The following is a 22,495-nucleotide window of genomic DNA, read 5'->3' as shown; positions in this document are numbered from 1 at the left end:
CTAAAATACTGAGTATGATTGATCGACTCATACTTACGTCGCTTTAAACGTATCTCGGTTTTAAAATGGTTCGGCTTAGACATGACAGTTTAAGCCGATTTTTTTTGCCCGAGTTTTGGTTCGCTGCCATCGAGTAGGCGGCGGATATTCTGGTGGTGACGTAACACGATCAAACAGCACAGCATGGCTACTGGCAATGTGTATTGAGGTTTGACTAACCAAGCGTAGAAAGGGGCAAGTAGCACAGTAACCAGTGCCGCTAAAGAAGAGTAACGAAACAAAAACGCGACCACTAACCAAGTCGCCATGATCATTCCGGTTAGATCGAATCCTATTGGGGCGATAGCGCCAAGTGCGGTTGCCACGCCTTTACCACCTTTGAAGTGGAAGAAGATCGGATACATATGGCCAAGACACGCCGCAATTGCCACAACCCCAAGAATGATTGGGTCGATCTTTAGGTAGTAGCCAAGCCAGACAGGGATAGTGCCTTTCAGCATGTCACATAGGAGGACGGCAGCAGCTGCGCCTTTACCGCCAACACGCAGTACATTGGTGGCGCCCGGGTTATTGGAGCCTACCGTTCTTGGATCGGGAAGTCTTAAGACTCGGCATATCAAGACCGCACTAGAGATTGAACCTAGTAAGTAGGCAGCAATGATCATGATTAGTGCCAATGGGGTCATGTCTTTCCTTAAACGGTTATAAGCCTAACGATGGGAAAATAATGCTCAATCCAAGAGTAATTGATATCATATCTCGAATTACGCAAATAATACGTTTTTTTCCCCCATATGGGTATCCGACCTCTAAAAGGACAAGTCATGGCACTGGATAAAGTTTTCATTGAACAGCTAGAAGTAATTACAACGATCGGTGTTTACGATTGGGAACAAGAGATTAAACAAAAACTTGTGCTTGATATTGAAATGGCTCATGACAACCGCCCAGCAGGCAAGAGTGATGATGTGGTTGATGCTTTGGATTATTCGAAAGTGAGCACTGCAGTACTTGAGCACATTGCAAATGGCCGTTTTCTACTCGTAGAACGTGTTGCTGAAGAAGTCGCAGAGCTTATTATGACTCAGTTCTCTGTGCCGTGGATTAAAATCCGATTGGCTAAACCTGGCGCAGTGCCACAAGCAAAAGCCGTTGGTGTGATCATCGAACGAGGTCAAGCATGACAGTAGCCTATGTTGGTGTTGGCACGAACATAGACCGCGACAAGCATGCAAGGGTGGCATGGACAGAGCTTCAATCGTTAGGGACTAACCTTAAATGCTCTAAAATCTATCACTGTGAGCCCGTGGGTTTTAATAGCCATCCGTTTTATAACTTTGTGATAGAGCTCGACACGTCACTCTCATTGACTGAATTTTCACAGCAGCTGCGTAAAATTGAGTTTAAATGGGGTCGCTCTCAAGATGCGCACAAACTACAAGATCGAAAACTCGATCTTGATATTGTGCTGTTTGGAGAGGAGGTTTCTGAGTGTGAACCAGAATTACCACGCAGTGATATCTACAAATATCCTTTTGTAACACAGCCGCTTTATGATCTTTGTCCTGCGCGAGTGATCCCGCAAGACGGAAGAACCGTCAGTGAAATATGGCAGAAGATGCAGCAATTAGACTCGCTCTCTGTCGTAGATATAAAACTATAATTTTTAAGGTAAGTAATGAGTTATTTTGAAGCGTTTATATTGGCGTTGGTGCAAGGCTTTACAGAGTTTTTACCTATTTCCAGTTCTGCACACCTAATCCTTCCTTCAGCTGTTTTAGGCTGGGAAGATCAAGGTTTGGCTTTTGATGTCGCTGTCCACGTTGGTACTTTGGCAGCTGTTGTTATCTATTTCCGTAAAGAAGTGGTCTCTCTGTTGAGCGCATTCTTTGGTTCAGTGTTTAAAGGCGATCGTAGTAAAGAAGCGAAGTTAGCGTGGATGATCATTCTCGCGACGATTCCTGCGTGTATCTTTGGCTTGTTGATGAAAGATATTGTTGAGCTTTACTTACGCAGTGCGTGGGTGATCGCGACGACAACGATTATCTTTGGTCTATTGTTATGGTGGGTGGACAAGAACTCAAGCCTGCGCGATGACGAATACCAAGCGGGTTGGAAAAAGGCGCTGTTTATTGGTCTTGCTCAAGCAATGGCGATCATTCCGGGCACGTCTCGTTCTGGCGCAACCATTACCGCGGCGCTTTACCTTGGTTTCACACGTGAAGCGGCGGCTCGACTCTCTTTCTTGATGTCTATCCCAATCATCACTCTGGCTGGTGGTTATTTAGGTCTTAAGTTGGTGACAAGCGGTGATCCAATCCATGTTGGCACTTTGCTAACGGGCGTTGCGGTGTCTTTCATCAGTGCTTACATCTGTATCCACTTCTTCTTGAAGCTTATCTCTCGTATGGGCATGACACCGTTCGTTATCTACCGCCTGATTCTAGGTTGTGGTCTGTTTGCTTTCTTAATGATGCAGTAACAGACACAGGCAACGGTCTCGCTGTAAGAATTGAAACAAAAGGCCCGCTTAACTGCGGGCTTTTTATACGTTTTAGGTAGAGCGGCGACGATTAACTGCTAGCGAGTTCTGATAGGGCGTTTTCAATTGCGATGGCTCTGCGTTTCTCTTGTTCTTCTCGAATATCTTTGCCTTTAAAACCATCGGTAATGATCGCTTTTACTTCGACTTGAAGCGCCGCTTGGTAGGCGACTTCAAAGCGCGCTTTTTGAGGATAAGGCTGATCTTCTAATCCTTTTCGGCCTGCGTGGTCGGCCTGGCAGCAAAGTAGTATATCGTCGAACCTATCTGGCTTACGCCAAACATCGAACTTGTTGAGAACCTTGAGAAAGGTGGTTGGTTTGAGCTCGCCTGCGCGGTGGATATTAGAATGTTGCTCGCACACTAACAACGCAAGGTCTCTGAACTCATTGGGCACTCTCACTCGCTCACACAGTTTCTTGATTATCTTAACACCTGTGTGGCAGTGCATTTTATGGCTTGGCCATTCAGCTTGTGGTGTGACGCCTTTACCTAAGTCATGCACTTGAGCTGCAAAGCGTACCGGTAGCGATGGGCTTAATAGTGCGGCTTGCTGAGCAACCATCAGAGTGTGAATACCCGTGTCGATTTCAGGGTGCCATTTTTCAGGTTGAGGGACGCCAAATAGAGCGTCAATCTCAGGTAATACGACTGCCAATGCACCACACTCTTTCAATACAGAGAGGAACACTTCAGGGTGCGGTGTACTAAGAGACTTATGCCACTCTTGCCAAACTCGCTCTGCAGTAAGGTGTGCCAGTTCACCAGATTGGACGATCTCACTCATCATATCCATGGTTTCAGGTGCAACCGTGAAGTTAAGATGGTGAAGCTTGGCGGCGAAGCGAGCCACACGCAGTACACGAAGAGGGTCTTCAACAAAAGCGTCTGAAACGTGTCTTAAGATACGATCCGAGAGATCTTTCTGGCCATGATAAGGATCGTGAAGTTGGCCTTTATCATCTTGAGCTATAGAGTTGATGGTCAGATCTCGACGCATCAGGTCTTCTTCCAAACTCACGTCTGGCGCGAAGTAACATTCGAAGCCTGTGTAACCAGAGCCTGATTTTCTCTCAGTGCGAGCCAGTGCGTGCTCTTCTTTGGTTTTTGGGTGCAAGAATACCGGGAAATCTTTTCCCACAGCAGTAAAGCCAAGTTTTTCCATCTCTTGAGGGGTACTCCCTACCACGACCCAATCTCTATCATAACTATCAATATTGAGCAGCTTATCGCGCACTGCTCCACCGACTAGATAGCGTTGTAGCCCGTTGTCTTTTGGTAGGCTATCGTAAATTTGCAACTTATCACCTCGAAATGTTTTATCACTGCTGGACTTTACTGCAAGCAATGGTACTTTCCATTAATCGTAATTATAGGGCAGCACATGTATAAGGAATATTTTGGCTTCGTTGAGATGCCATTTTCGATTGTACCAAATTCTCGCTACTTGTTTTTGAGTCAGCGCCATCAAGAAGCGATGCAGAACCTACAAGCCGGTTTAGGCGAGGGTGGGGGCTTTGCGATGCTTACTGGTGAGGTTGGTACAGGGAAAACAACGGTCGCTAAGGCGATGTTGTCTTCATTGGATAGTCATACTCAGGCTGGCCTTATACTTAACCCTACGTTTTCAAATACGGATTTACTAGAAGCTATCTGCGATGAGTTTGAGGTCGAGTACCCAGAACAAGCATCGTTGAAACAGCTCAGTCAGGCTATTCATTATTTTCTACTTGATAGCCATGCCGAAGGCATTCAAACCCTATTGGTGATCGATGAAGCCCAACACCTCGCTGCCGATGTGTTGGAGCAGTTACGCCTTCTAACAAACTTGGAAACCGACAATCGTAAGCTGTTAAAAGTACTGTTGGTCGGCCAGCCGGAATTACAACAGCACTTACAAACCACGCAGCTACGTCAGCTAGCACAGCGCATTACTGGTCGTTATCACTTACTGCCTCTTAATACCGAAGAAACGGGCAAGTACATCGCGTTTCGTTTGGAGACGGCGGGTGGCGAGCAGATGTTGTTTTCGAACCGTTCTATCAAGCTGATTGCTCAATATACGCATGGTATTCCAAGGCTCATTAACTTGGTGTGTGATAAAGCACTGCAGTTGGCTTTTCATGACGGTGAGCAGCTACCGAGCAATGAAACGGTTAACCGAGCGTGTCAGCAGGTTATGTCCTTTCAGGCCGATGTGTATCACGTCGAGAAAGCTCTAACTTCTCGTGTCGCGCCTAAGTTATTCCAATACGCAGGGATTGCGACGTTAAGCGTTGGTCTTGCAATAGCGACCTTTAACTTCGCTCCAAGCTATATCAATGCTTGGTTGCCTGCGGATGCATCAAATGAAGCAAAGACGGAAGTGTTAGCACGTACTCAGCGTTCTTTGGTATCAGATGTTCCTAAGTTGGTTGCTGAGCCAAAACCTGCCAAGTTTGAATTGCCACAACACATTCAACAACATTTGATGCAGGGGACCAATCGTTCTCTCGCTATCAAAGACTTGTATACGCTGTGGGGATATCAATCTTCACTGCGTGATGGATTGTGCTTAAGTGAGCCACAAAGTGTTTTTGTGTGTGAGCAGCAGCAGGCCAGTTTGGATACCTTGTTAGAACTTGGTGTTCCTGTGGTACTTAATCTCGACATAGACCAAAAACCAGTGTTTGCTGTGCTGTATGGCGTGTCTAAGGATTCTGTCGAGTTGCTGGTTAATGAAAAGCTCTTGGTGATGCCGAAGCAATCCTTAGAGCAAATCTGGCAAGGCGATTACGTCGCTATTTGGAAGCAGCCGCTGCGAGAGACCCTTAAAGAGGGCTATCAAGGTGAAGCGGTTGCTTTGCTTGATCTACTGCTTTCTGAAGTATTAGGAGAGGTTGTTTCCGGTAGTGATGTATTTGATTATGAGTTAAAAATGAAAATCGAAGCATTTCAAACGTGGCAAGGTATGTCTGTTGATGGCATTGCAGGTAAGCGCACCTTAGCAAGATTGCAGAGATTAGCTCAACTCGATTCGCCTAAGCTGATGTCACTAGAAGGGGGCGAAAGCTAATGTCACGTATTATGCACGAACTTAAACAGCCGTCTCACAAGCCATCTTCTATTAATCAGCACTCTCTTAGCAAACCAAGCTTCAAAGGCTACCAGAATCATCATGTTCCTAATTCTGCAAAAGGGATGAGCAACAAGCGAGGTTCATCGTTAGCGATGGGGCTACTCTTAATCTTGGTTCCTTCTTTGTTGGTGGGTGGCGTCTTGGCTTATCAATCGTATAGCCAACAACAAGAAGCCGTGAACCAAGCTGCCAATGTCGCTCTGCCAGAATTTAAAACTGAATCAGACATTGAGCCTGAAATTGCGGATGCTGATATAGCAAGCATGGATGCCGTGTCTGAGGAAGAAGATGCCTTGTTCACCGTTCGCCCTGCACCGGCGAGCCAACCGTTGAAAGCATTGCCACGCCAAGAGATGTATGCACAGATTGATTCTGGCGCTAATCGTGCAAACACCGCTGGTGGCTCAGCAGTGATCTTCGCTAATGCTGATAACAACACTCAAATGACAGCCAGTTCTGAATCGTCATCCGTTCAGCCAGGCGCGAGTGATGAAACGACTGCTCTGCAATCAAGCACTGATCAGCAATCAAATAGTGACTTACAATCGGACAGTGATCTGCTGCAAGGGCTAGACCTCAGTGAGTTGCCACCTGATTTGGCATTGAAGCTTGAATCCATTATGGGGGAGCAACAAAGCACTCCTGAGCCGATGGACTCTAGACCCGCAGGGCAAACAGGCTCTCAGGTTATTGAGTTGGAAACGCACACAAATAGCTTATCAGGCGTCCTTCCTAAGTTAGACCTACAAACTCATATGTACTCGAGCAGCGAGACCAAACGTTGGGTAAAAGTGAACGGCCAAGAAGTGGCGCAAGGAGATTGGATTGGACAAGACATTCAATTACTAGAGATTAAGCCACAATCAGTGATCATAGAGTTCAATCAACAGAAGATAGAAATCCCGGCTCTGTACGAGTGGAAAGGTTAGCGATTTCTATACGTATTTAGATAACAGACAAATAAAAAGGAGCACCTCGGTGCTCCTTTTTGATATTCGATACTGAATTTACTGTACCTGATACAAGCGTTACGTCTACGCCCAACCGTTTGGTGATTTTCTGCGACGAGGCATGATGTGTGGCAGAACAAGGCCTAGAACTAGACCAATACCCGCAACACCACCACCGTACATGAAGTACTTCAATAGTAGGTCGTCTTTTTGAGTGTCTAGCTTAGCGCGCAGTTCACGGTTCTCTGTTTGAGAACTCGTTAGCTGTTGGCTAATTTCACTGTAGTTCTGTTCTAGTTCAGCAATCTGCTTGTTACGAGAATCTAGAGAGCTTGCTAGGCCAGCTTTTTCGCTGTCAGCACTCTGACGAGCATTCGCTAGCTTGCCTTTAACTTCCGTCAGCTCTTTCTCTAGCTTAGGCATACGCAGTGCCATGCTTTCTTGAGTGCTTACAAACTTGCTTTCAACCCAACCTTTACGGCCACGGTTGTCTTGAATTTGGGTGTAACCCGTACTCTTGTTAGTTTGTAGGAATGTAATCTTTTCACCAGCATCAACACTACCGATGATACGGAATGTGTTGTTTGGGCCAGAATGCATATAAGTAAATAGTTTGTCAGCAATATAACGGTCTTGTGCAAAGGCAGCTGGAGCCGCAAGCATTGCGAACAAAACTAAGCTAATCAGTTTTTTCACAGTAAATCCCTTAACGATTCAAATTGGGTAGGCGTATGAGTCAGCCTCAATCAGCAAATAATATTTAGTTTCTTTATGCGGTGCAACAAAGAAGGGAGGCAAAGCCTCCCTTTCTGTGCGTTTGAGTCAATAATGACATGGCATTTACATATCGTTACTGAAGCTCACACTGTTCTGACGCTAGTATTCACTAACGCAGTCGCGATTACATAGTAAACGCAGCTTGAATTCCGTAGAAGAACACAACAGCAAGTAGAGCACCTGCAGGTAGTGTCACAATCCAAGAAGCCACGATATTACGTACAACGCCTAAGTTTAGTGCTGCGATACCACGAGCAAAACCAACACCTAAAACAGCACCAACGAGTGTTTGTGTAGTAGAGATTGGAAGGCCAGTACCTGAAGCTAGTACAACCGTACATGCAGTTGCAAGTTGTGCAGCAAAGCCACGGCTTGGTGTTAGTTCTGTAATACCAGTACCAACGGTTGCCATTACTTTATGACCCATTGTTGCAAGACCAACAACGATACCGAATCCACCTAGAGGAAGAATCCACCATGCGATAGTACTCTTACCTGTGATTTCACCCATGTGCTCAACGGTTGATACAACAGCAGACAGTGGACCAATCGCGTTCGCAACGTCGTTTGAACCGTGTGCAAATGCCATCGCACAAGCTGTGATAACCATGAGTACAGAGAAGATGCCTTCAACACCTGCAAAGCCGTGGTCTTCTTCGCGGTTAGCGAATTTCTTCTGGATGTATAGGTAACCGCCGATCATTACAAGCGCAGAAACGCCAGCAGCCCAAACCCATGCTTCAGTGTTGCTTAGGTGAAGACCAACGTGCTTAAGGCCTTTCTTGATGGTTACAAGTGCAATTACCATTGTTGTAATGAACATGTATACCGGTACAAAGCGTTTCGCGTTAAATAGCGGGTTCTCTGTATCAAAAATCAGTCGTTGAGCACTTACAAATATGACGTAAGCGAAGAAGCCGGAAATAACGGGTGTGATAATCCAACTACCCACAATACCTTGAACACTGTTCCAGTCTACAGCTTCAGTACCTACAGAAATACACGCAAAACCGATGATTGCACCGATGATTGAGTGAGTCGTAGAAACCGGCCAGCCCATGTAAGAAGCGAGAAGTAGCCATGTACCAGCAGCAAGAAGTGCTGACATCATGCCGTACACAAGTACATCTGGTTGATGAGCGAATAGAGACGTTTCGATAACACCTTTACGGATCGTGTCTGTTACTTCGCCGCCCGCAAGGTAAGCACCTGCGAATTCAAAGATCATTGCGATAATGATCGCTTGTTTAACGGTTAAAGCTTTAGAGCCTACTGAGGTGCCCATTGCGTTCGCAACGTCATTTGCACCAATACCAATAGCCATCAAGAAACCGAAAGCTGCTGCAACAATAATCAGGACAGTGCCGTAGTTAGCAAGGATATCCATCGTAATACCTAGTTGTTTGATAACAAGCGGAACAAATTTAGACGCAAAAAACCGCTCAGCGAGAGGAATACTCAACGCATAAGTGGTTTGTTCAAAAAATGCTCTTCGTTATATGGTTAACGTATGATTTAAGATCGAGAAAGCATTACTTCAAGACGAGCGCCTACACGCTGTGCTTGATCTGCAATACCACCAACCCATTCAAGAATTTTGTATAAGAACATGATATCAACTGGATTCAGATCGCCTTCAATTGCCATTAGTTGTTGGCGTAGTTCGATCTGCATCGCATCCGTGTCATCTTCAATTACATCTAATTGATGAATCATTTCGGCAACGAGTGTTACTTCACGGCCTTTAAAGCCAGTCTCAAGTAATTCGTCTAATTCATTGATTACGTTTTGTGCTTGGTTCGCTGCATCTAGACAACGTTTAACGTAAGCGATGAAGTTTTCTTGCATAGGAGCAGGAATGACAAGTTGACGACCATATACACGGCCAGCAATGTCTTTCGCTAGGTTTGCGAGTTTGTCTTGTTGAGTTAATAGCTCCAACATATCGGTGCGATCAACTGGCATAAACAAACCACGAGGAAGTTTAAGGCGAATTTCACGTTTTAGTACGTCAGCTTCTTTCTCAAGGTGAGAAATTTGAGCTCGAATTTCTGATGCTTTTTCCCAGTCACCTTTTGAAGAAACTTCAAAGAAATTAACTAGGTGAGAACAACATTCGTTCACGCATACTACGTGACGCTGCAAAGGTTTAATTGGGGACTTTGCAAATAACCCCATAATTGTATTTACTGGCATGGTCATCCAACCTAATAAATAATAACCTTAAAACAACATACACCATATTCATGGTGAAATGTTAAGCGATGGCTACAAAGTCGCGCATGTTAACCTAATCAATCTCTCATTAAAACTGTTTTAGATCATCATAAGGGCGATATTTCTGACTTGCCGACTTTTCAAATTGGCAATATCCTGTCCCTATCTTCACAGAAAGGTATAACTATGGAAACCGAGATAGAACTGAAGTTTTTTGTTTCTCCTGAATTTTCAGAGACTTTACGCAATAAAATTGCTGAAACTAAAGTACTTCAGCACAGTTGTCGTGAGCTAGGTAACATCTACTTTGACACCGCTGACAACTGGCTACGTAAGCACGATACAGGCTTACGCATTCGACGCTTTGATGACGTATTTGTACAAACCGTAAAGACTGCTGGTCGTGTGGTTGCTGGTCTACACCAAAGGCCTGAATACAATGCAGAACACGACAGCAATCAACCCAAGCTTGCCTTGCATCCAGAAGATATCTGGCCTGAAGGTAAAAATATCGAAACACTGGAAGCCGAGCTTACTCCACTCTTCTCTACTAACTTTACACGAGAGCAGTGGCTGATTGGCATGCCTGATGGTAGCCAAGTCGAGGTCGCATTCGATCAAGGCTTTGTTGAATCAGGCGACCTGCAAGAACCGATTTGCGAAGTCGAATTGGAACTTAAATCCGGTCAAACGGATGCGCTATTTACATTGTCTCGCCAATTCTGCGAACAAGGTGGCATGCGTTTGGGTAACCTAAGTAAAGCAGCTAAGGGTTACCGTCTTGCTCAAGGTTATCAAGGAGATGAAGTTACTCCTTTGACCTTAGTTGATACTGACAAAAGTGATACCGTTGAATCGTGTTTTATTCAATCTTTAGAGCATGCTCTCGCTCATTGGCATTATCACGAGCAGATTTTCACAGAGCGTCAATCGATTGAAGCTTTGCATGAGATCAGTCACTCGCTGAGTTTTATTCGCCAAACTTTCACTATCTATGGCGGCATTGTCCCTAGACGAGCAAGTGCGATTTTACGTCAAGAGTTGAAGTGGCTTGAGCAAGAGCTCGACTGGCTGAAAAGCTATGATCACTTCGAAGACTTGCTGGAAGATAAAGGCCATGTACTACGTAAACTCGATGCGCGTAAGTTCTTAGTCGCTGAGCTTAAAGAGATGCAAGAGCAACTGCCAGATCGTGAAGATCTGCTTACCTTGCTGAGCTCTGCTCGTTACACCGGTTTATTGTTAGATCTGAGCCGTTGGATCTTGTCTCGTGGCTGGCAACCTTTCTTAGATGAAAAAGCACGTGAGCAAATGGCTCGTGGTATCGAATGGTTTTCCGTGCAGCAACTCGATCGTACATGGGCCGATTTGATGGAAGCTTTCCCGCCAGAGCGAGTGATGACTAGCCAAGCGTATATTGATCAGCAATACCGTTTGATGCGTAATCTGTATTCTGGCGTTGGTTTCGCGAGTTTGTATGATGACGATGAACGAAACAGCTTCCGCTTGCCATGGGCCGATATGGTGCAAGGCATTGATGACTTGCTGGCACTTAAAACATTAGAGCCTTTGACTGAGAAGCTGGAAGGCGATGAGAAGCTTCAGCTAGAGCGTTGGTTAGCTCGTCAAGAAGTGTCCATTCTGCATGCGATGGAACAGACACGCCAAATCAGTGTTGAGGTTGAGCCATACTGGCAAGACTAAACTCGATACCTGTATCAATAGAAGTATGAATTTGAAAATAGGGCTCGGGCCCTATTTTTTTGTTTGTTGCTCAAGTTTTTCGAGTCGCTCTAAGATTTTCTGTTGCTGCTCGATGATCTTCTCAAGGTGTTTCTCTTTGTTTTCCGCTCGTTGATTCTCATGATGAGTTGGGGAGGTGATCAAAGAAGTAATCAAGCCTGAAATCATACCAAACACACCGACACCACAGATGATCACCATTGAAGCCACTAACTGACCGGAAGTTGTCACTGGGTAATGGTCGCCATAACCCACAGTACTGATGGTCACAAACGCCCACCATAAAGCATCATGACCTGTAGTGATGTTGGCGTTCGGATCTTTGTGTTCCAATAGCAGGATCGTGCCAGCACCGATAGTCAGTAAGATCACCAAAAGCAGAATGATGGAAGCGAAAGTGGTCTCTTTCCTATTACGAAATAACTCTCTGAAAATACGTTTACTTGAACGCAGAACTAAGATGACTCGCAGAATTTGAAAAATACGGGCGAAACGAAGAGGCTCGATCATTGGGATACTTGCTAAGAAATCGATCCAGTGTACTTTTAGAAATTCTTTTTTGTTTTGTGATCTAAATAGATCAATTGTGAGCTGAAAAAGAAAAACACTACAGATTATAAAATCGAGGCCGATAAGGACTTGTTTCGATTCTTTATCGATCGGTACGAACAATAAGCCTGAGATCACAAATAACGCTAAGAAAGAGAGAATCAGTGACAATAAGCTCATCGGCTTGGTGGCGTCTTTGGTATTATTCAACATTCATACGAGGCTCAAAATAAATCGCGAACTTTGACTGACATAGCCAACTCGCGGATATAGAAGCCATCAATATATAAGAATTAATGGAGAACTGACAATGACTAAACTGTCATTCAAGCCGTGGGAAAGGGTAATCTCTGACGTTCGTCTCGTTCCAAAAATGGTCATGTTGATGATATTCAGCACTATCTTGATCATTTCGAAGCAGCTATGGGACGCAAGTACGTTTTACGATTCATTGCTTGCTGTAACGAACAATGCGCAAGTCGCACAACAGCATTACGAGACTTACCTAGTTCAAGTGGCTTGGCAAACAGCCTTGATGATCATTGTGTTTGTGGTTCTTCTGTTAGCAGCGGCGCGCGTTATGCTGCGCCAGACTCAATACCTTAATGACGCCATTAAAACCATGGCAGATAAGAACTTTTCAGTGCCGATTCAAATGGACTGTAAAGATGAATACGGCGATGTGGCACGCGAACTTGAAAAAACTCGCGTCCAACTGAACGACATGATCAAAACTCAGGTGGCCTCTTCTGATGAGCTGTTTGCTCTGACGGAAGTGATGACCATCAGCATGTCTGAAACCAAGGAGTCAGCTCAAGAAGAGTTCAACGAGATCGATCAACTGGCAACAGCAATGAGTGAGATGACGTCGACGGTGCAAACTGTCGCTGAGCATGCGCAAAGCGCTTCGTCATTGACTGAACAGGCATCAGGCCAAGCTCTTACTGGTCAGAAGTTCGTTCAAGGATCAGTGTCTAAGATGAGTGAGCTATCTTCAGATATCGCAGCATCTGCAGCAGCGGTAAACCAAGTAGAAGAACGCGTTGACTCAATTGGCAGTGTGGTTGGTACTATCCAAGGCATTTCAGAACAGACAAACCTACTAGCATTGAACGCTGCAATTGAAGCGGCACGTGCCGGTGAAGCGGGTCGTGGTTTTGCGGTTGTTGCTGATGAGGTTCGTAACCTTGCACAGCGCACTCAGCAAGCGACGGTAGAGATTCAAGACATGATCAGTCATCTACAAAGCAGCGCTAACTCTGCGGTAGAACTGATGGAGAAGAGTGTTGTTGAAGCGGCTGAAGGTGTTGATCTGGTGACTAACGCGGGAAGTGAGCTTGACGGCATTGTAAGCCAAGTCAATCAAATCAATGATATGAACTTCCAGATCGCGACCGCTGCAGGCCAACAGAGCAGTGTTGCTGAAGAGATGAGCGTCAACCTGACCAATGTACGCGAGCTTGTTGAAGCTTCAGTTGTGGTGGTTGGTGAACTGCTCGAGACCTCTCAGCTTATGGAAAGTAACGCGCAAGAACTCGACGGTAAGATTAAGCAATTTAAGGTTTAGTCCTCAGCACCCAATCTTCATCCGTCAAAGGCTAATTCCCAGAGACTGTTTCTCGGTTGTAAGCTCAACCAGATAAGTTAATCGATAAAACGCCCACATTGCTAATGTGGGCGTTTTTTATTGGCGTAACTTTGGTATAACTTATCTTTAGTTATGAAAACTCGTTATTGAAGAACTGAATCGATAAACCGATTGTTCGGCGCGCAGCTTATACAAGGAAGAAACATGCCATTGCCTTCTCAACTCATCACTCACTCCCAGTCTGCTTTTGAGCAATTATTAGAGCATCAAAGTGAAGCCATCAATACTTGGTCTGAGCCACTGACTGAAGATCTTAAACGTGTACTCGGTTTAAGCTGTTTTATTGGTGATTGCCTGCAGCGTGATACGGTTTTATGTGGTGACTTACCTAATATGTTGGCATGCGAAGAACGCGCTGAAGGATACCGAGAACGCTTGGCTGAATTACTTTCTAGTTGCACCGATGAAATGAGCGGTCAGCGCGTGCTGCGTCAATTCCGAAATCGAGAAATGACCTACATTGCTTGGCGTGATTTTATGGGTTCGTGGGAGCTAGAGCAGAGCCTAAATCATCTATCGATGTTGGCTGAGGCGATGATCTTCGAAACCTACCAATGGCAGTACGATATTTGTTGTAAAGAGTGGGGCACACCTTGTAATGAACAAGGCGAAGCACAGCCGATGTTGATCATTGGTATGGGCAAGCTAGGGGGCGGTGAGCTTAACTTCTCTTCCGATATCGATCTGATCTTCACCTACCCAGAGAATGGTGAAACCCAAGGTGCAAGACGCAGCATTGCCAATGCGCAGTTCTTTACACGTCTCGGGCAACGTATTATTAAGGCGCTTGATCAGCAAACCTTCGATGGATTCTGTTATCGAGTAGACATGCGCCTGCGTCCATTCGGTGAGAGTGGTCCACTGGTCATGAGTTACGCTGCGCTAGAAGATTACTATCAAGAACAAGGTCGCGATTGGGAACGCTACGCTATGGTCAAAGCGCGTGTGATGGGCAGTGAGATGTACCCTGAGTATCAAGAGCTTCGCCAAATGCTACGCCCGTTTGTGTTCCGCCGTTATATTGATTTTAGTGCGATTCAATCTCTGCGCCGAATGAAGTCTATGATCAGCAGCGAAGTGCGTCGTCGTGGTCTCTCGAACAACATCAAGCTTGGCTCTGGTGGTATTCGTGAAGTTGAGTTTATCGCACAAGTCTTCCAATTGATTCGTGGTGGACGCGAGCCTAGCTTACGCGGTCGAGGGTTACTCGAAACCTTAAGTGCGATTGAATCCCTTCATCTGCTAGAGTCTGAAGAGGTGGGGCACCTACGTGAAGCTTATCTGTTTTTGCGTCGCCTTGAGAACCTGTTACAAGCCATGGCTGATAAGCAAACTCAAACCTTACCTGACGGTGAATTCGAACAACTGCAGCTTGCGGTTGCCATGCAATTTTCCGATTGGGATAGCTTGATTGTGGCAACTCGCGCCCATATGGCGAATGTACATACCGTGTTCGAAGACCTAATTGGCGTTGATGAAGATGACGCTAATCCGATCGCGAGCCACTTTAGCGAGTTGTGGGATATGGCCCATAAACCCGATGTAATTGAGCACGTGTTGGAACACGACATTGCGGTCGCGAGCCCGCCTGATGCGGCGAAAACGATCATTCAGTTTAAAGCCGATTTGGCTAAAAAGACTCTTGGCCCTCGTGGGCGGGAAGTCCTCAATCGACTGATGCCGAAAGTGTTTCAAGCGCTGTACACCGCTAAGGATGCCGAGTTTGGTTTGTCGCGAGTACTGCATCTGCTGCATAAAATCGTTACGCGTACCACTTACCTTGAACTACTAGATGAACACCCTGCCGCGTTGACTCAGCTAGTTCGCCTGTGTACGGCAAGCCCGATGATCTCAGAGCAGCTAGGTCGTTACCCAATTCTGTTAGATGAGCTTATCGACCCTCAACAACTCTACAATCCGGTGCCACTTGAGTCTTACAAGACCGAGCTGCGTGATTACCTAGCCCGTATCCCTGAAGATGATATGGAGCAACAGATGGAAGGTCTGCGTCAGTTTAAGCAGACCTGTATATTGAGAATTGCAGCCGCGGATATTGCGGGTGCTCTACCTGTCATGAAGGTCAGTGATCACCTGACCTACTTAGCAGAAGCCATTGTGGAGGCGGGGGTCAATCAAGCTTGGTTACAAGTATCCGCCAAGTTTGGTGAACCGACCCATGTTAAAGATCGCGAAGGTCGCGGTTTTGCTGTCGTTGGTTATGGCAAAGTCGGTGGTTGGGAGCTTGGTTATAACTCCGATCTTGATATCGTGTTCATGCACGACTGCCCGGTACACATCTATACTGATGGAAAGAAAGAGATCGATGGACGCCAATTCTACTTAAGATTAGCGCAGCGTATTATTCATATTTTCTCGACCAGAACTGCTTCTGGCATTTTGTACGAAGTCGATACTCGCCTACGCCCTTCTGGTGCATCTGGTCTATTGGTGAGTCCAACCGATGCCTTTGACGAGTATCAGCACAATGACGCGTGGACATGGGAGCACCAGGCCCTCACTCGTGCTCGTATGATTTACGGTGATGACTTATTGGTATCTGCGTTTAACAAAACTAGGCATGAGGTTTTGTGCTTGCCACGAGATGAGGCAACACTCAAAAAGTCAGTTGTGGATATGCGTGAAAAAATGCGTGGCCATTTAGGCGGTAAAAAAGCCGATCGATTCATGCTTAAACAAGATGCGGGCGGTATTACTGATATTGAGTTCTTGGCGCAATACTTAGTGCTGAGATACAGCAACGAGAAACCTAAGCTTACTCGTTGGTGTGACAATGTGAGAATCTTTGAAAGCTTGTTGTCGCAAGGGATAATGGACGAGCAACAAGGTATGGCATTGACCAATGCGTACACCACATTAAGGGATGAAATCCACCACCGTAATCTACTTAACCTTGATGCGGATGTGGCGATTGAAAAGTTCGAAATGGAAAGAGAATATGTTGTTCAGGCATGGAAGCAGTGGATGGAAGCATAATTCAGTCATAGCGTAGCGAGTGCTATGTTTATCTTGATAGGCTTTTACTCATTTATCTGTAGTTTAGCCACTGTAATCAGTGTGCTAGACTCTAGCCAGATTCGATTTTTGGAGCTCAACAATGAAACCAATTCTACCTGACTACAGCCAATCAGGTGTTCTTATTGTCGGTGACGTAATGCTTGACCGTTACTGGTATGGCCCAACTGGCCGTATTTCACCAGAAGCACCAGTCCCCGTTGTGAAAGTAGAAAATAACGAAGAGCGTCCTGGTGGTGCTGCCAACGTAGCAATGAACATTGCCTCTCTTGGTGGGCATGCTCATGTTGTTGGTTTGACTGGTAAAGATGAGCCTGCTGAGGTGTTGAAAAGCACTTTAGGTGCTCTGAAGGTTAAGTGTGATTTCGTTGAGTTAGAAGACTATCCAACCATCACCAAACTACGAGTGATGAGCCGTGGTCAGCAGTTGATTCGCTTGGATTTTGAAGACAAATTCGAAAACACCAACCCAGAGCTTATTCTGTCTCGCATGGAGCAAGCCCTACCAAATGTACGTTCGGTTATCTTGTCAGATTACGCGAAAGGTGCATTAGAGCATGTACAGAGCTTCATTCAAAAAGCACGCGCAGCCAATGTTCCTGTATTCATCGATCCCAAAGGCGCGGATTTAGAGCGCTACCGTGGTGCGACATTACTTACACCAAACATGGCAGAGTTTGAGCTGGTTGCAGGTAAAGTGAAATCAGAAGAAGATCTTATCGAGAAGGGTATTGCCTTGATCGAGAAGTATGACTTTGAAGCTCTATTGGTGACTCGCAGTGAAAATGGTATGACTTTATTACGTAAAGGTCAGGCACCATTCCACTTGCCAACCCAAGCGAAAGAAGTGTACGACGTAACTGGTGCTGGTGATACGGTTATCTCAGTACTGGCTGCGTCTGTTGCAGCTGGTAAGCCATTGGATGAGGCGTGTGCATTAGCGAACGCTGCAGCTGGTGTCGTTGTTGGTAAGCTAGGTACGTCAACGTTATCCACGATAGAGCTAGCTGAAGCGATTCACGGCAGTCAAGACACAGACTACGGTGTGATCTCAGAAGCGGCACTGGTTGAAGCGGTGAAGCGTGCTCGTGCGAAAGGCGAGAAGGTAGTTATGACCAATGGCTGCTTTGATATTCTACATGCTGGTCATGTTTCTTACATGAATCACGCGGCTGAGCTGGGCGATCGTTTGATCGTTGCGGTAAATACCGATGAATCAGTGAAACGCTTGAAAGGCCCTGGTCGCCCTGTGAACCCAACTGATCGTCGTATGGCGGTATTGGCTGGCTTAGGTGCAGTTGATTGGGTTGTGCCATTCTCTGAAGATACCCCTCAACGTTTAATCTCTGAGGTACTGCCAAGCATTCTTGTGAAAGGTGGTGATTACAAGCCTGAAGAGATTGCTGGTGGTGCGGAAGTGATTGCTGCTGGTGGTGAAGTGAAAGTACTTAACTTTGAAGATGGTTGCTCTACCACTGAAATCATTAAAGCGATTAAAGGTGGTCGAGGCTAGTTTTTAGTTTTTGGCGTTAAGCTTTTAGTTAGGCAGTAAATCTCGCTTTAATCGATAATAAAAATGCCGCTCAATGAGCGGCATTTTTGTAACGGTAACTTGAGTAATTAAGAGTTACTTACTTGCTACTTTTAGACCTGCGTTTACATCAACAATGTCTTGTTCGCTTAGCGTACCAACTGCTTGACGAAGCTGAAGTACACTTAGGATGTAGTTGTAACGAGCATCTGAAAGGTTTTTGTTCGCATCATATAGACGACGAGTCGAATCTAGTACGTCAACGATAGTACGAGTACCTACATCAAAACCAGCTTCTGTTGCTTCTAGAGCAGACTGAGCAGAAACTACAGACTGTTCGTAAGCGCGTAGAGCACCGATCGAAGCGCTGATGTTGTTGTTGAATGCACGTACGTCTTTTACAACGCTACGGTAAGTTGCTTCTAGATCTTCACTTGCTGCAACGTAGTTGTATTCAGCCTGTTTAGTCAATGAAGTTGTGTTACCACCCGTGTATAGAGGTACAACTAAGTTCAAACCAATGTTTAGGTTGTCTTGGTCGTAATCTTGGGTGCTGTTTGATTGATCTGAAACAGCGTAGCTACCATCTAGGGTTAAGCTTGGTAGGTGACCAGAGCTTGCTAGAGAGATGTTGTCTTTTGCTACGTCTTGAGAGATACGTGCAGCCAATAAGCTAAGGTTCTTTTGTTCTGCTTGTTCAACAAGTGCAACTGCAGACTCAGAAGATTTGCTTGCTGAGAAACGATCAGTATCTAGGATGCTTAGGTTAGAGTGTTCCTGACCTGTAATCTCACGAAGACCTTCGTAGCTATTCGTTAGGTCGTTCTCTGCAAGAACTTCATCAGCCAAAACACCATCGTACTGAGCTTGCGCATCATGTACATCGGTGATTGCTGAAAGACCTACTTCAAAACGTTGCTTAGTTTGTTCTAGTTGACGAGCAACCGCTGCTTTCTCTGCACGAACAAATTCTAGGTTATCTTGAGCGCGAAGCACTTCGAAGTATGCTGTCGCAACACGAAGGATCAAGGCTTGTTGTTCTGCCGCGTAAGCTGAATCAGATTGACGAGCGGTTTTCTCTGCCGTATCTAGTGTGATCCATGAAGAACGCTGGTAAAGCTCTTGGCTGAAGCCGATAGCAGCTCCCCAAGTGTTGTTATCAATGCTTGAATTACCAACACCTGATGTATCTCGATCACCACGATTAATGTCGTAGTTTGCTGTTAGGTTGATTTGCGGTAACAAAGAGCTACGACTTGACGTTACTGCTTCAAAAGCGGCATCGCGCTGCGCTGCTGAACGAAGAAGTTGTGGATCGTTCTGTTTTGCTTGGTCGTAAACTTCAGCTAGCGTATCAGCAAAAGCTGACGAACTCAGGTTGCCAATTGCTGCACTGATAAATAGTGGAAGCAGTTTTTTCATTTTCCTATTCCTGCCTTTTATGGAATTTTCTTTAGAAGAGTTTAACCCAGTTTGGTGGTAATTTACTCGAAACTTTGCACTTTTTTACAGTTAACTGTCCACTTGTGCAATATTTATTTTTTAAAGCTTAACTTTAATTATAAATTTTATATAAAAAGTTGAACCTTATCCTTGGTAGTTAACTCGGACAATGAGTAAACTATAAAGATCACTTAGTGAGGTACCAAATGCAACAGTATGACAATCAACGACATGAGTTTACTCCGCAAGATGTGGAAATAGTCTCAAAAGAGACGCTGTTTCGTGGTTTTTTCAAAATGGTCAAGTACACATTTAAACATAGACTATTTGAGGGAGGCTGGAGCCAACCAATAGAGCGTGAGATGTTTGAGCGTGGACATGCTGCCGCTTTGCTACCTTATGATCCTGTGCGTGATGAAGTGGTGATCGTCGAACAGATCCGTGTCGGAGCCCTAGAGCATGAGAACCCATGGCAATACGAAATTGTTGCTGGGATCATTGATACGGACGAATCGCCACAAGACGTCGCTCGTCGTGAAGCAATGGAAGAAGCCGGAGTCGAAGTCGGATCTGTATTGCCTATTACTTCGTATTATCCTTCATCTGGTGGTTGCTCTGAAAAGCTCGACGTCTTTGTTGGCTGTGTTGATGCAACGACAGCCAAAGGGGTACACGGATTGGACTACGAAGGTGAAGACATTCGTGTACAAGTGATGAGTCGCGAAGCTGCTTATCAGTTGGTAAAAGATGGTGTATTTGAAAATGGAGCCACGATCATTGCGCTACAGTGGCTACAATTGAACTACCAAGAATTACAGTCAGAGTGGATAGATTAACGTCATGCCAAATATCGCGGTCAAAAAACCGTATCATGTTGATCTTGCTGAATTGATGCGAGTTTACGAGACTAACTATGCCAAACTGAACGCTTTGTTACCGGTTGGGCATGAGGTTGGTGACGTTCGCTGTTACCAAGCCGTTAATATGGTGTATCAATTGACAGTGAATGAGGTCACAAAATACACCACATTAATAGATATATGTCAGAGTGATGCGATGCCAGTGTTTCCTTTGCCAAAAATGTCTGTCAGGCTATATCACGACGCTCGAGTTGCAGAAGTGTGCGCTAGCGGGGATTTTTCGCGAGTCAAAGCGAAATATGACTACCCCAACACTAAGCTTCTGCAAAAGGACGAGAAATTTCAATTGAATAAATTTCTTGGGGAATGGTTAACGTTTTGTTTAAAAACGGGTATCAGCCGAACCCCAATTGCCTTTTAATTGAGCCTATTTATCAACACTTTTAAAGTCTAAACAGTAACGTATCTGGATTTGTTATTTTGGAATTATCACACACTTCAAAATTTGATGAGAGCACTATTAAGCTTGTGCAGCTAACGGACACGCATTTATTTGCGCCGAGCAATGGCAGCTTATTAAGCATCAACACTCAAGATAGCTTTCGTGCTGTAGTCGATGGCATTGTTAGTCAGGGCTTTGACTATCAAGCGATTTTAGCAACCGGTGATATATCTCAAGATCACAGTGCTGAGTCGTACCAGAAATTTGAGTCAGGGATTCAGCCTTTGGAAAAGCCATGCTATTGGCTGCCAGGGAACCATGACTTTAAGCCTAATATGGGCAGTGTTTTACCATCACCACAAATACAGTGTGTTGAGCATGTCTTGCTAGGCGATAACTGGCAGATGGTGATGCTAGACTCGCAGGTGGTTGGTGTGCCTCATGGTCGCCTCAGCGATCAACAGCTTGACCTATTAGAACAGAAGCTGACGGAGTTCCCTGAACGTAATACCTTGGTTCTATTGCACCACCATCCATTGTTGGTTGGCAGCGCATGGTTAGATCAACATAACCTAAAAGACGCCGATCAATTTTGGGATGTGGTTCAACAGCACACCAATGTTAAAGCCGTACTGTGTGGTCACGTTCATCAAGACATGAACCGAGATCATCATGGTGTACAAGTCATGGCAACACCGTCGACTTGTGTGCAATTCAAACCTAACTCAGATGACTTCGCGGTTGATACTTTGTCTCCGGGCTGGAGAGAGATTGAATTACATCAAGACGGTACCGTTAGCACGCAAGTTCGTCGTCTGCCTCATGGGCAGTTCTTGCCTGATTTTAAGGCTGCTGGTTACTAATGAAGGCGGTTATTGATGCCAGGCTCTAATCAACAAGCTAATAAGCCATCGCTGCTTCTCTATATTCACGGATTTAACAGCTCATCACGTTCTCATAAAGCGAATGTGATGGCAGATTACTGTGCGGAGCATCGCGCTGATATTAAAGTCGTAACCCCTCAACTGCCGAGTTTCCCTCAACAAGCGGCACTTCATTTACAGCAGCTGGTGGAGCAATACAAAGAGCAATATCAAATAGCGTTGGTCGGTAGCTCGCTGGGTGGCTATCTTTCAACATGGCTGAATAGCCACTATGGTTTTAAAGCGGTGGTTGTAAACCCAGCAGTGAAGCCGTATGAGCTTCTTGCTGACTATTTAGGTGAACAAGTAAACCCATACACAGATGAACGATATGTACTGGAAACAAAACATATTGATGAACTGAAGGCGTTAGAGGTTTCGGCTATCGCTAAGCCGAGCGACTTCTGGTTACTTCAGCAAACGGAAGACGAAGTTCTGGATTACCGACAAGCGGTAGAGAAGTACCAAGGTGCAACGCAGACAGTAGAAGAGGGCGGGGATCATAGCTTTGTTGATTTTGAACGCTACCCACAACAAATCATCACCTTTCTAAATCTTTAATCTGTTCCACCAACCAAGTGATTTTCTCTTGTTTGCCTGTTATTTCATCTATCAATGGTGAAATATCATAGTTTGATGTCTTAGTTTTTGAACTAGCTTGACATCATTACTCAGCTTCCAGACTATATTCCCCAATACTTCGCTCGTTCGCTCTACTA

General features: G+C 45.3%; 20 protein-coding genes. 13 read left to right on the top strand and 7 right to left on the bottom strand.

Translation table 11 applies throughout. From position 1 onward, the window contains the following. Nucleotides 1–89 precede the first annotated feature (89 nt). Entirely contained in the window at nt 90–686 is a 597-nt protein-coding gene (plsY, locus tag AB4329_RS05800; RefSeq protein ID WP_009847793.1) for a glycerol-3-phosphate 1-O-acyltransferase PlsY, read from the bottom strand. A gap of 138 nt (nt 687–824) precedes the next feature. On the opposite strand from plsY, the gene folB reads away from it, so the two are divergent. From folB to AB4329_RS05785, 3 genes are read left to right on the top strand one after another with little or no spacing between them, the layout of a single operon-like run. Then, nucleotides 825–1,184, top strand: coding sequence for a dihydroneopterin aldolase (gene folB / locus AB4329_RS05795; protein WP_017061412.1), 360 nt, complete (start codon nt 825–827; stop codon nt 1,182–1,184). Next, nucleotides 1,181–1,663 carry a 2-amino-4-hydroxy-6-hydroxymethyldihydropteridine diphosphokinase gene (folK, locus tag AB4329_RS05790; RefSeq protein ID WP_017062921.1) on the top strand — a complete coding sequence of 161 codons (483 nt, stop codon included), beginning with the start codon at nt 1,181–1,183 and terminating at the stop codon, nt 1,661–1,663. Before folB ends, folK begins: the two co-directional genes overlap by 4 nt. Nucleotides 1,664–1,678: 15 nt before the next feature. After that, nucleotides 1,679–2,482 (top strand): undecaprenyl-diphosphate phosphatase, encoded by an 804-nt coding sequence (locus tag AB4329_RS05785; protein ID WP_017069477.1) that lies wholly within the window; start codon nt 1,679–1,681, stop codon nt 2,480–2,482. 91 nt (nt 2,483–2,573) lie between these two features. Here AB4329_RS05785 and AB4329_RS05780 read toward each other — a convergent pair whose 3' ends face one another. After that, nucleotides 2,574–3,890 carry a multifunctional CCA addition/repair protein gene (locus AB4329_RS05780; protein WP_372137804.1) on the bottom strand — a complete coding sequence of 439 codons (1,317 nt, stop codon included), beginning with the start codon at nt 3,888–3,890 and terminating at the stop codon, nt 2,574–2,576. A 36-nt stretch (nt 3,891–3,926) separates the two neighbouring features. On the opposite strand from AB4329_RS05780, the gene AB4329_RS05775 reads away from it, so the two are divergent. Next, complete coding sequence (locus AB4329_RS05775) at nt 3,927–5,597, top strand: AAA family ATPase (RefSeq protein ID WP_372137803.1); 1,671 nt, start codon at nt 3,927–3,929, stop codon at nt 5,595–5,597. Beyond that, a complete protein-coding gene (locus AB4329_RS05770) occupies nt 5,597–6,589 on the top strand; it encodes a general secretion pathway protein GspB (protein ID WP_372137801.1) in 993 nt (330 codons plus the stop codon). Before AB4329_RS05775 ends, AB4329_RS05770 begins: the two co-directional genes overlap by 1 nt. Before the next feature lie 105 nt (nt 6,590–6,694). On the opposite strand, the gene AB4329_RS05765 is transcribed toward AB4329_RS05770, so the two are convergent. From AB4329_RS05765 to AB4329_RS05755, 3 genes are all read right to left on the bottom strand, one after another. Continuing rightward, a complete protein-coding gene (locus AB4329_RS05765) occupies nt 6,695–7,306 on the bottom strand; it encodes a TIGR04211 family SH3 domain-containing protein (RefSeq protein ID WP_017061417.1) in 612 nt (203 codons plus the stop codon). A gap of 205 nt (nt 7,307–7,511) precedes the next feature. Beyond that, on the bottom strand, nt 7,512–8,774 hold the full coding sequence (locus tag AB4329_RS05760; protein ID WP_017061418.1) for an inorganic phosphate transporter: 1,263 nt from the start codon (nt 8,772–8,774) through the stop codon (nt 7,512–7,514). Nucleotides 8,775–8,902: 128 nt separating this feature from the next. Next, on the bottom strand, nt 8,903–9,583 hold the full coding sequence (locus AB4329_RS05755; RefSeq protein ID WP_010434644.1) for a TIGR00153 family protein: 681 nt from the start codon (nt 9,581–9,583) through the stop codon (nt 8,903–8,905). A 207-nt stretch (nt 9,584–9,790) separates the two neighbouring features. Between AB4329_RS05755 and AB4329_RS05750 the strand changes: the two genes are divergently transcribed. Further along, a complete protein-coding gene (locus tag AB4329_RS05750; protein ID WP_372137800.1) occupies nt 9,791–11,308 on the top strand; it encodes a CYTH domain-containing protein in 1,518 nt (505 codons plus the stop codon). Between the two features lie 51 nt (nt 11,309–11,359). Here AB4329_RS05750 and AB4329_RS05745 read toward each other — a convergent pair whose 3' ends face one another. Further along, nucleotides 11,360–12,109, bottom strand: coding sequence for a potassium channel family protein (locus AB4329_RS05745; protein ID WP_102321461.1), 750 nt, complete (start codon nt 12,107–12,109; stop codon nt 11,360–11,362). A 97-nt stretch (nt 12,110–12,206) separates the two neighbouring features. Between AB4329_RS05745 and AB4329_RS05740 the strand changes: the two genes are divergently transcribed. The 3 genes from AB4329_RS05740 to hldE all read left to right on the top strand — a co-directional run bounded on the left by AB4329_RS05740 (nt 12,207) and on the right by hldE (nt 18,090). Continuing rightward, nucleotides 12,207–13,463 (top strand): methyl-accepting chemotaxis protein, encoded by a 1,257-nt coding sequence (locus AB4329_RS05740; protein ID WP_102321460.1) that lies wholly within the window; start codon nt 12,207–12,209, stop codon nt 13,461–13,463. 225 nt (nt 13,464–13,688) lie between these two features. Then, on the top strand, nt 13,689–16,538 hold the full coding sequence (gene glnE / locus AB4329_RS05735) for a bifunctional [glutamate--ammonia ligase]-adenylyl-L-tyrosine phosphorylase/[glutamate--ammonia-ligase] adenylyltransferase (RefSeq protein WP_372137799.1): 2,850 nt from the start codon (nt 13,689–13,691) through the stop codon (nt 16,536–16,538). A 121-nt stretch (nt 16,539–16,659) separates the two neighbouring features. Beyond that, a complete protein-coding gene (gene hldE, locus AB4329_RS05730) occupies nt 16,660–18,090 on the top strand; it encodes a bifunctional D-glycero-beta-D-manno-heptose-7-phosphate kinase/D-glycero-beta-D-manno-heptose 1-phosphate adenylyltransferase HldE (protein WP_017069485.1) in 1,431 nt (476 codons plus the stop codon). A gap of 114 nt (nt 18,091–18,204) precedes the next feature. Here hldE and tolC read toward each other — a convergent pair whose 3' ends face one another. After that, nucleotides 18,205–19,530 carry an outer membrane channel protein TolC gene (tolC, locus tag AB4329_RS05725; protein WP_372137797.1) on the bottom strand — a complete coding sequence of 442 codons (1,326 nt, stop codon included), beginning with the start codon at nt 19,528–19,530 and terminating at the stop codon, nt 18,205–18,207. A gap of 227 nt (nt 19,531–19,757) precedes the next feature. Here tolC and nudF point away from each other — a divergent pair, with 227 nt between their 5' ends. Genes nudF through yqiA form a run of 4 tightly spaced genes read left to right on the top strand, consistent with a single transcriptional unit; the run spans nt 19,758 to nt 22,337 of the window. After that, nucleotides 19,758–20,387 (top strand): ADP-ribose diphosphatase, encoded by a 630-nt coding sequence (gene nudF, locus AB4329_RS05720; protein ID WP_017061425.1) that lies wholly within the window; start codon nt 19,758–19,760, stop codon nt 20,385–20,387. Nucleotides 20,388–20,391: 4 nt separating this feature from the next. Continuing rightward, on the top strand, nt 20,392–20,832 hold the full coding sequence (locus AB4329_RS05715; RefSeq protein ID WP_008222561.1) for a DUF1249 family protein: 441 nt from the start codon (nt 20,392–20,394) through the stop codon (nt 20,830–20,832). 59 nt (nt 20,833–20,891) lie between these two features. Continuing rightward, nucleotides 20,892–21,716, top strand: coding sequence for a 3',5'-cyclic-AMP phosphodiesterase (cpdA, locus tag AB4329_RS05710; protein WP_017061426.1), 825 nt, complete (start codon nt 20,892–20,894; stop codon nt 21,714–21,716). Between the two features lie 15 nt (nt 21,717–21,731). Next, nucleotides 21,732–22,337: an esterase YqiA gene (gene yqiA, locus AB4329_RS05705; protein ID WP_017061427.1), complete on the top strand. Its 606-nt coding sequence runs from the start codon at nt 21,732–21,734 to the stop codon at nt 22,335–22,337. The last annotated feature ends 158 nt before the right edge of the window (nt 22,338–22,495 follow it).

Origin of the sequence: Vibrio sp. 10N.261.54.A5, assembly GCF_041471145.1 — a bacterium.
GTDB lineage: Bacteria > Pseudomonadota > Gammaproteobacteria > Enterobacterales > Vibrionaceae > Vibrio > Vibrio crassostreae_C.
Note: the sequence above shows the minus strand (reverse complement) of the source record. Positions and strands in the feature narration are given on the sequence as shown.